This is a genomic window from Draconibacterium sp. (assembly GCF_041583095.1).
In the GTDB taxonomy this organism is placed as follows: domain Bacteria; phylum Bacteroidota; class Bacteroidia; order Bacteroidales; family Prolixibacteraceae; genus Draconibacterium.
In genome coordinates, this window is record NZ_JBFHGM010000201.1 from 1 (window position 1) to 9,544 (window position 9,544).

Sequence of the window (9,544 nt, forward strand, 5' to 3'; positions counted from 1 at the left end):
AAAATTATGGAGCGCTGGTGGGATGTAGAAATTGATTACCCGCAAGACGAATTTAAATACGAATATATCTCAGGAGTATTGAGAAAACATAAACCAATTGAACAGCACTTTGAAGTAATCAATGAGTTAGTGCCAATAAACTACCAAGTTGATAAAGACAATATTACAGTGAAGCTGAAATAGCATTTTACAAATTTTATTTAACAAACCAGCTAACTAAAAACAACTTCTGCCTATGAAATGAAATACCTATGCATCTAAAAAAACGGGAAATACGCCACATACTCCCCGTTTAACATTACTAATGTAAATTTTTTGATTTATAAATTAAAATCGTAGCGAAACTATGAAAAAAAAACTAAACCACCGCTTCCTTTTTGAAAGGAGGAAGGGGCGAAAACTGTTTCTTGTTATGAAACTATCATTATTTCTAATTCTAATAAGTTTAGTCGGCGCATCAGCCAGTGTGTATTCGCAATCAGTGCGGATTGACATGGAGTTACGCGATGCAAGTCTTGAGAATGTTTTTCAATCCATTCAAGACCAAACTGAATTTGATATCTTTTACAAAAACGAGCATCTGCCCCGATATAAAAAGGTTGATGCCGTATATGCCAAAGCTACTGTTGAGCATGTATTAGATGATGTTCTTGTTGGTACCGGATTGAAATACAGAGTACTTAATAAAGACATTGTTATAACTAAGGACAACTCCGGAAATGGCAGCGATATTGAATCACAACAGAAAACGGTTCGGGGAGTGATTACCGACAACGACGGAATACCATTGCCCGGTGTAACAATTGTTGTGAAAGGAACTACGAATGGAACTGTAACTAACCTGGAAGGAGAGTATACCTTAGGAAATGTTCCTGCGGATGCCGTACTACAGTTCTCGTTTGTTGGAATGCAAACCCAGGAAATTGAAGTAGGGGGTCAAACCGAAGTAAATGTAACCATGCTTAGCGATGCAATTGACGTTGGCGAAGTAGTTGTAGTAGGTTATGGTACTTTGGAGAAAAAAGAAGTAACCAGTTCTATTACCACGGTAAAATCGAAAGATCTGATTCCGGGTGGATCAGGAAATCCACTTATCGGTATGCAGGGAAAAGTTACCGGTTTAAGTATTCAGTCGACTAACGGAACCAGCCCGAATGCAACAACTTCAGTGCAATTGCGTGGTGTGGCATCGGTTTTGGCCGGACAAGGACCACTTATTGTTATTGATGGTGTTCCCGGAGGTAGTTTAAACTCGGTAAGCCGCGAAGATATTGAGTCGATCGATGTGTTAAAAGATGCATCGGCCGGAGCAATTTATGGTACGCGTGCTGCTGGTGGTGTAATTCTTATTACTACCAAATCGGCAAAAGCCGGAAAAATTCGTCTGACTTATACATCGGAGTTTACTACAGAAACCATTCGTCGTAAACCGGAAGTTTTAAGTGCCGAAGAATTTGTTGCTAACGACTTGGGAACAGATTACGGAAGTTCTACCGATTGGTACAACGAAGTTACTGTTGACAACCCTTTCAGTCAGCGTCATCATATTAACTTAAGTGGTGGTTCTGAAACTTCCCGTATTTATGCCACGTTCTTAGCTTCCGATCAGGAAGGTATTGCCATTGGTGATAAAAGAGAAGAAATGGGCGGTCGTATTAATGCCAACTTTACTTTAATTGATGGATTTGCTGAAATTATTGCGCATGCCGATTATCGTAAAACAAACAGCGATAGGTCGCACAATGGTATTTTCGATATGGCTTTGAAACTGAATCCTACGCAACCGGCTTACGACGATACACAAGTTCATGGTTATAATGTTTGGACCGGTGGTTGGGAATATTACAACCCGGTTGCAGATATTAATTTACGTACTGATCAGGGACATTCCACCAATTTCTTAGGTGACGTAACTTTAAAACTGAATCTTACTGATAATTTGAGTACCCAGGCAATGATTGCGCATCGCGCCAACGAATACCGCGATATTTTATATTATTCAGCGCAACACAAAGAGTCGCTGGATAACGCAAGGGCCGGTCGTGCTCGTCAGGCATACGGACGTAATATGGACAAAACCTTCGAATGGTTGGTAAAATATATTAATACTTTCGGAGAGCATTCAATTAACGCTGTGGCAGGTTACAGTTTTCAGGAGTTTAATGCCGATGGTTTTGATATGACGAACTATGATTTCCCCGTTGACGGAATCGAAGCCTGGGATATGGGAAAAGGTACATTCCTTTCGGAAGGTAAAGCCGGAATGGGATCGTGGAAAGATCCTCGCGAGAGATTGATCGCATTCTTTGGTCGTGCCAACTATACCTTCCGCGAGAAATATATTCTTTCGCTTAGCGGACGTTACGAAGGTTCTTCGAAATTTTTCACTGATAATCAGTGGGGATTTTTCCCTGCAGTATCTGCCGGATGGCGCATTAGCGATGAGTCGTTTATGGACGATCTGGATGTAGTTAGCGATTTGAAACTACGCGGAGGTTATGGTGTTACAGGTAACCAAAGTTTTGCTCCGGGTGCAGCAACACGTATGTATGCTTCAGATACATGGTGGTTGGTTGACGATGAATGGATTTATACCTACGGATCGGCACATAACCAAAACAGAGACTTGCAGTGGGAAGAGAAAAAAGAGTATAACGTGGGTGTTGACTTCGGATTCTTTGACAACAAATTAACCGGTAAGTTCGATTTATATGATCGTAAGGTGGATAAAATGATCTACGATATTTCTGTTTCAGTGCCACCTGCAGTACACGACAAAACAACAATGAATGTAGGTAGTTTACGAAACAAAGGTTGGGAAGCTGAGCTTAATTACGATGCAATAAGTTCTGCCAACTGGGATTATTCAACCACATTCCGTATTTCACACAATAAATCTACTCTGGAGTCGCTTTGGGGCAGTCAAACCTATTGGGATAGGGTAGGATTCCCTGCTCCCGGCTCTCCGGGTAATGCGGTTCGTTTGTTCCCCGGACAAGATATTGGTAAGTTTTACGTATGGCGTTTTGCCGGATTCACCGATGAAGGAAACTGGATGTTGTACGACAAAGACGGAAATGCCTTTGATGTAACACAGCAAACAAAAACAAACGACGACAAAGCATTCGTAGGAAATGCAATTCCAAAAGTTCAAATGTCGTGGAACAACACCGTTGGTTTTAAAAACTGGGAACTTGAAGCCTTTTTTACCAGTTGGTTAGGACACGATATATACAACACAATTGATATGTACTATGGGCTGCCGAATGTTGAAGAGCAAAACGTTTTGTCGCATGCATTTGATAAAAACAAAGATGTTACAGGCGAGAAGGAACTTTCTGATTACTGGATTGAAGACGGTGATTTCATTAAACTGAAAGCCTTAACTCTGCGTTATCGTTTTGATACACGGAACATCAACTGGTTGGAAAATGCCAATGTGTATGTTACCGGTAGAGATCTGTTTACCATTACGTCTTATTCGGGAATGGATCCGGAGTCGAACATCAATGGTTTGGATCCCGGTTTCGAGTGGCATAATAACATTTATCCACGTACCCGTACCTGGACTTTGGGAGTTCAATTAACTTTTTAACCTTTAAATTAAATTGTTATGAAAATTAAATCATATAGTTTACTACTCATCATATTATTGTTTTCCGGTGTTGCTTGTACCGATTTGGAAGAAGTTTGGTACTCGGCAGTTGTTCCGGAAACATTCTTTAAAACAGAGCAGGATGTAAAAGCCGCTTTGTACCGTTCTTTTACCCATGCCCGTTGGTATGTTCAGGAAGACAGATGGCAGCTGCAGGAAATGACTGCCGACCAGTTTGCAATTACAACCAAAGGTCCTCACTGGTATAATGGGGGTGAAAATTACCGCTATCACTACCACGAATGGACGGTTAATGATGGTTGGATTTGGGGAACCTGGCGCGGTACGCTTATGGGTGTTGCCCTTGCATTGGATTCGAAACAAGACCTTGAAAAACTCGACTACAGCACTGTTGGTTTAACAGAGGAAGATAAAGCATCACACGTGATGCAGTTACAAACGCTTATCGCATATTTCTATTTACGAGGCCTTGATTATTTTGGTGGACTTCCAATTTTTACTTCAAACGAAGGAGAAAATATTCCGAGAAGTTCTGATAAGGAAACTTTTGATCATATTGAAACCTTACTTTTGGCGGCAATTCCAAAATTGCCTAAAAAAGTGTCGGGCGAGAAAGAAGAAGGTGCCCTTCGTCAGGGAGCTGCGGCAGCTATGTTGGCACAGTTGTATTTTAATGCTGAATCGTATATTGGCGAAAGCCGCTTTTCAGAGTGCGCAACAATTTGCCAGGGAATCATCGATGGTGATTATGGCGATTACGAGCTCGATCCAACATGGTTTGGTCCTCTTGGCTTCTATAACAATGTATCGCCAGAGGTAATTTGGTCGGCTCCATCGGAGTTTAACAAACTTCAGTACGATTGGATGTGGAACCGTTTCTACCACTACGAAACTTACAAATATTTTGGATTGGATGGCGGAGCCTGGAACGGACATCACCTGCAACCATCGCGTAAGCCAACCGGCGAAATTTATACTGAATTCAAATTGGGTAATCCTTTCGAAAAATTCGATGATGGCGATTTGCGTAAAAAACCTTATTTGTATAAAGGTGGAGGTAAATACGAAGGAATGTTCCTGGTTGGCGATCAAATCAGCCCATACGGAACTTCTTACGGAACACAGGAATACAAAAATGAAGTGATTTCGTTTGTTGATATGGTGGCCACTTTCAAAAAGGTGGGCGACGAATATCCTGATATCGCATCCTTGCCATCCACTATGGCTGACGGTGAAGAGAATACCGGAGTTCGTCTGGTAAAAGTTCCAATGCCAAACCTGGCAGATGAATCGTTGCGCTGGGGGGCTGACAACGTGATCATCCGTTTAGCTGAAGTTTATTACATGCTGGCTGAATGCAAACTCCGTGCAGGAGAAAAGCAGGCAGCTGCTGATTTAATCAATGACGTTCGCGAACGTAACTTTGAAGATGGAAATGATCCAAATCCTGTTACAGCAGCAAATTTGGATGAATACAGAATGCTTGACGAATGGGGTGTTGAATTTCTTGGCGAAGGCCGCCGTCGTACTGATTTAATCCGTTGGAATAAATTTGTAAATGACGAATGGTGGGATCATGAAGCATCAGATTCGCAGCATTTACGTCGTTTCCCCGTGCCTCAGAATGCACTTTCGGGTAATAACGCATTAGAACAAAATCCGGGTTATAACTAAACCTGATAGTCTGGTAATTAGTTTATGAATGGGAGGCTGCCTGAGGGTGGCCTCTTTTTTTTGGAAGAATACCCAATTTGTTTTAAGTTTATTGGCCTAAATCAAATGCTATTTATTCTAAACTTATACACATGCAAAACAGACGAAACTTTCTGGCCACCATTGGCACCATTGCGGCAGGTGCCGTTGTCTCCAACCCTTTAAAAGCTGCTGTGCTTTCCGAAGGCGAAAAACTTAAACTGGTTTTAGTGGGCACTGGAATCCGTGGAAACAGTTTTTGGGGAAAACGATTGGTTGACGAATACGGCGATATCCTTGAATTTGTGGCGCTGGTAGATATTAATCCCGGCCGGGTTAAATATGCCGCTGATTATATCGGAGTAAGCAAGGATTGCAAAACTTACACCGAGTTTGATGAGATGATCGGCGAGCAGTCACCCGATTTAATCATTGTTACAACGCCGGATTCCACACATCACCAGTTTATTATAAAAGCCTTGGAAAATGGGGTAGATGTGCTTACCGAAAAGCCAATGACCACCGACGAAGATAAATGTCAGGAAATATTGGATGCCGAGCGACGATACAAACGTAAAGTGATTGTTGGATTCAATTATCGCTGGAGCCCTTATAATACCAAGATTAAGGAATTGCTGATGAATAATGCAATTGGCAAACTGGTTTCGGTTGATTTTTCGTGGATGCTGAATACCAGCCACGGTGCTTCGTATTTCCGTCGTTGGCATGGCCAGCGCGAGTGGAGCGGAACCTTGCTGATTCACAAAGCCACACACCATTTCGACCTGCTGAACTGGTGGATCGACTCGGATCCGGATGAAGTATATGCCAACGGCGACCTGGAGTTTTATGGCAACCGTCGCGATAAAAGTGGCGTAAACTGCCGCTCGTGCAATGAAAAAGATAGTTGTGCTTTCTTTTGGGACATAACCAAAAGCCAAACAGACTATAACCTGTATGTTAAACACGAACAGTACGATGGTTATATCCGCGATAACTGTTTGTTCCGGCCCGAGATCAACATTTACGATAAAATGAATGTGAATGTGAAATACGCCAACAATGTATACCTGAATTACATGCTAACAACCTACTCGCCGTGGGAAGGCTGGCGCGTTGCTTTTAACGGTACCGAGGGCCGTATTGAAGCATTTTTGGATGTGCCTTACCTGGAAGATGTACAAATTTCGCAGGAAGACATGCACCGGGCCGAAATGGATCAAAGTGGAAATCAGGACCAGATTAACAAGCCAATAATTCTGCATAAACTGTGGGGCGAGCAGGAAATTATAAATGTTGGTTACAGTCGTGGCGGACACGGTGGAGGAGACGAACGATTACACGATCACATATTTAGAACACCCGATGCAGAGGATGAATATCAGCACCTGGCCGGAACACGCGATGGAGCCATGTCTATCTTGGTTGGTACCGCTGCCCGAAACAGCATTGAGTCGGGGATGCCTGTTAAAGTTGGTAGTTTAACCACGCTGAAACCGCGTAGTAAACGCTTAACGTAATTCTCTTTTCTACCATAAAATAAAAAACGCAGTCAACGATAAGTTGCTGCGTTTTTTATTCTTTGTAAAAAGCAATTTCATTTTAGTCTTCTTTTACTTCCGAAGGTTTTTCGCCTTTTGCAAATCGCCTGATTTTAATATTCAGGTAAGCAAAAAGTATGGTCATTATCGGACTGATAATATTAAAAAAGGCATAAGGTGCATACGACCACGTATCAACACCAAGCACCCTTGATTGTGTTGCTCCACAGGTATTCCACGGGATAAGCACTGAGGTAATTGTTCCGCTGTCTTCCAGCGTACGGCTCAGTAGTTCCGGCTTTAAACCTTTGTCCTCATAGGCCTTTCGGTACATCCGGCCCGGAACTACCAACGCAATATACTGGTCGGAAGCTGTGGTATTGAAAAAAATACAGGTTCCAACGGTTGATGCAACGAGACTTCCGGTGCTTTTGGCATATTTTATAATTGGCTGTGTAATTCGTTTTAATAAACCTGCTGATTCCATTACGCCACCAAAAACCATGGCCGAAAGTATCAGCCAAACGGTGTCGAGCATTCCGCGCATTCCCGATGTGCTCAGCAATTCGTTTACATTGGCATTCGAAGTGGTTAAGCTAACATCGCCAAACATAGCCTGCATAACCGAATAATACGATGCAGTTCCGTAGTTGTTTACGTTACCTGCTATAGCATTTATAATATCGGGTTGAAAAATGATGGCAAACAAACCGCCCAATAAAGTTCCGATTAACAAGGATGGAAGTGGCGGTACTTTTAAAATGATTACGGTAATCAGAATTACTGGTACCAGGAATAATAGCGGGCTGGTATTAAAAGTAGCGTCGATGGCTAGTTTAACATCCTCTACATTTATAGTGGCATTTGAAAAATCGTAGTTAAAACCCATGATCAGGAAAATAACCAGGGTAATTGTCATCGTTGGTACCGTGGTTAAGGTCATGTATTTTATATGGGTAAACAAATCGGTACCTGCCATTGCAGGTGCAAGATTTGTAGTGTCGCTCAAGGGGCTCATTTTATCGCCAAAATATGCGCCACTGATAATAGCCCCGGCAACAATTGCTTCGTCAATTCCAATGGCTTTCCCAATGCCAAGCAATGCAATGCCAATGGTGGCAATGGTCGACCACGAACTCCCGGTGGCCACACTAACTATGGCACTCACCACAACTGCCGTAAACAAAAACATTTTCGGGCTGATAATATCTAATCCGTAATAAATCATTGCCGGAACAACACCGCTGATCAGCCAGGTTCCTGCCAGCGAACCAATCAACAACAAAATTAAAATGGAAGGCATTGCCGAACCGATTGTTGAAACGATTTTACTGCTGATTCTATCCCAGCTAAAACCTAAACGATGGGCAACAAGGCCGGCTATAGCAGCAGCCAGCATCAACGCAACCTGGTTGGCGCCAGATAAAGTATCGTCAAAAAGTAATACGTTAAGGGTTAACAGACCAATTAAAATAAGAATGGGCAACAATGCCAGAAAAAGTGATGCTTCGCGTTTTGTTGTCATGTTAAAGTAGCGGATATATAAATGAAGCGCCAAAATAACACATAATAGTCGAAAAATGTAATAAAATTGAGCTCAATTCGTGCATTTTGTAAAAATCAAGCCCCGAAACAAAAACAAACTACATTTTATTTAGCGTATAATTATTTGTTTTTATTTTCGTTCTTTGTTAATTAACAAATTGATATGAAGCAAGGGTTTACATCTATAATTACCATTTTAATTTTTGTTTTTTGTGTTGGCCAGACCATGGCTCAACGTGCCAACGGTTTGGCTGTTGAAGGTTTGGTTACCGTTCAGGAAGGATCTTCGGAAGGAGCGATTATACAAATGTATCGCGATGGGAGACGACTGGATAATTACGGTATCGGAGCCGATGGAAGATACAATGTAGAACTGAACTGGAACCACAAATGGGAACTGGTTTTTGAAAACGAGGGAAATTTTAGCCAGAAAATTGTGATTGAAACAGCGGTTCCGCGCGATGTTTTGAATGCCGATCCTAAATTCCCTCCGTTTCCGGTAAATATTAATTTGTTTACTGAAATTTCCGGAATTGATAACTCATTTGCAGAAAACACTGTGCTGAAAATATTTTACAGCCCAAGTGTTGATAATTTTGTAAAGGAGCTGTATTATAACGATGCGCAAATTGAACGTCTGATTAACCAGGCAATTGCACAGGCGCAACAGATTGATGAGAATGCTGATTTTATGGCGCGATTAACCCGTGCCGAACTGGCTGAACTCCGAAAAGAATATAATGAACTACTGGAACAGGCCGGAAGAGAATATAGCAACGAAGAGTTTCTGGAAGCACTGGATGGTTATAAAGCCGCCAGTAAAATATTCCCCGGCGAGCAGTTTCCGAAAGACCGGATCGCAGAAATTAATGATCTGCTTGGATTGATAATGGCTGCTGAAGAGTTGGATGCAGCAATGTTGGCCCGTTTCAATAAGTTGGTTCGGGAAGGCGATTTGCAACTTGCAAACCGTCAGCTGCCCGAAGCCAAAAAATCATACAATCGTGCGCTGTCTATTAAACCGTTTGATCAGTATGTTAACGATCAGTTGAAAAAGCTTGCTGAATTGCAGGAACAACAGCGACTTGCCGGTAACTATCAGAACCTTATTGAACAAGGCGATCAGGCGATTGATGAACTGTTATTCAAT

General features: G+C 42.1%; 6 protein-coding genes. 5 read left to right on the top strand and 1 reads right to left on the bottom strand.

Features of this window, described 5'->3' with window-relative positions:
- From ABZB17_RS16390 to ABZB17_RS16405, 4 genes are all read left to right on the top strand, one after another.
- Window positions 1-183 (top strand): DUF4974 domain-containing protein (locus ABZB17_RS16390; protein WP_372651637.1); only part of this gene is annotated, 183 nt, incomplete at its 5' end.
- Between the two features lie 229 nt (window positions 184-412).
- Entirely contained in the window at window positions 413-3,595 is a 3,183-nt protein-coding gene (locus ABZB17_RS16395; protein ID WP_372651639.1) for a SusC/RagA family TonB-linked outer membrane protein, read from the top strand.
- A gap of 18 nt (window positions 3,596-3,613) precedes the next feature.
- Window positions 3,614-5,290 (top strand): RagB/SusD family nutrient uptake outer membrane protein, encoded by a 1,677-nt coding sequence (locus ABZB17_RS16400; protein ID WP_372651640.1) that lies wholly within the window; start codon window positions 3,614-3,616, stop codon window positions 5,288-5,290.
- Between the two features lie 131 nt (window positions 5,291-5,421).
- Complete coding sequence (locus ABZB17_RS16405; RefSeq protein WP_372651641.1) at window positions 5,422-6,828, top strand: Gfo/Idh/MocA family oxidoreductase; 1,407 nt, start codon at window positions 5,422-5,424, stop codon at window positions 6,826-6,828.
- An 82-nt stretch (window positions 6,829-6,910) separates the two neighbouring features.
- Here the strand turns inward: ABZB17_RS16405 and nhaC are convergent, their stop codons facing one another.
- Window positions 6,911-8,374, bottom strand: coding sequence for a Na+/H+ antiporter NhaC (nhaC, locus tag ABZB17_RS16410; protein ID WP_319502646.1), 1,464 nt, complete (start codon window positions 8,372-8,374; stop codon window positions 6,911-6,913).
- 183 nt (window positions 8,375-8,557) lie between these two features.
- On the opposite strand from nhaC, the gene ABZB17_RS16415 reads away from it, so the two are divergent.
- Window positions 8,558-9,544 (top strand): hypothetical protein (locus ABZB17_RS16415; protein WP_372651643.1); only part of this gene is annotated, 987 nt, incomplete at its 3' end.

Bases quoted from the DNA above. Each gene is read 5' to 3' on its own strand.
- ABZB17_RS16395 (WP_372651639.1), top strand. From the start codon at position 413: ATGAAACTATCATTATTTCTAATTCTAATAAGTTTAGTCGGCGCATCA.
- ABZB17_RS16400 (WP_372651640.1), top strand. From the start codon at position 3,614: ATGAAAATTAAATCATATAGTTTACTACTCATCATATTATTGTTTTCC.
- ABZB17_RS16405 (WP_372651641.1), top strand. From the start codon at position 5,422: ATGCAAAACAGACGAAACTTTCTGGCCACCATTGGCACCATTGCGGCA.
- nhaC (WP_319502646.1), bottom strand. From the start codon at position 8,374: ATGACAACAAAACGCGAAGCATCACTTTTTCTGGCATTGTTGCCCATT.